The organism is Photorhabdus africana, from assembly GCF_035181445.1.
Lineage (GTDB): Bacteria > Pseudomonadota > Gammaproteobacteria > Enterobacterales > Enterobacteriaceae > Photorhabdus > Photorhabdus laumondii.
Genome location: NZ_JAXBVE010000150.1, coordinates 1 through 568 on the forward strand (window position 1 = coordinate 1; position 568 = coordinate 568).

At 33.8% G+C, this 568-nt stretch carries 1 protein-coding gene; it reads right to left on the reverse strand.

What is annotated here, in order from left to right; translation table 11 throughout:
- Positions 1-237, reverse strand: a 237-nt coding sequence (locus tag SLS51_RS24780; protein WP_439126909.1) for a Hok/Gef family protein, incomplete at its 3' end; no start/stop codon positions are given.
- Between the last annotated feature and the right edge of the window lie 331 nt (positions 238-568).

Genomic DNA, 568 nt, shown 5'->3' on the forward strand with positions numbered 1-568 from the left:
CTCTGTATTACCTCGTTTGATATGGAGTTTACAGATTGAACCCCTTGTTATCCACGTGAATATGAGTAATGTCACACAAATAATGATCAAACTAAATATTGCGATTTTTTGTGGCTTCATAGCCTTCTCTCCTTGCTTTTTGTCAGGTAAGAGGCTAGCCTTATGTTGCTGATACATAGGAGTAGCCTCATTTCGATTTATAGTCGGATGGGGCTTTTCTCTTTCTGCCTGAAACATAATTTTTGCTTAGAACATAATGCTCAAGACAGAAAGTCTCAAGCACCCGGAGGCAGTATACTTTTATTCATCTAAGATGCAAGATATTGAAAATATTTATTATGGTCACGTAATGCCTTACAATTAAATTAACCAGTTAGTAAAGCCATTAATAAAATAAGGGAGGAGTGTTGATGATGGAATATATAGATAAAATAGTTTCTGAATGCGTTTAATTAATCAGGGTGAGATCTCACATTTTTAATAAGGTTATTTTGGTTAAATAAAAGTCAGAATATGACTTTTTATAGGCATTTCTCTCATTAAAACGTTAAGCTCTCTCTCTTCCATA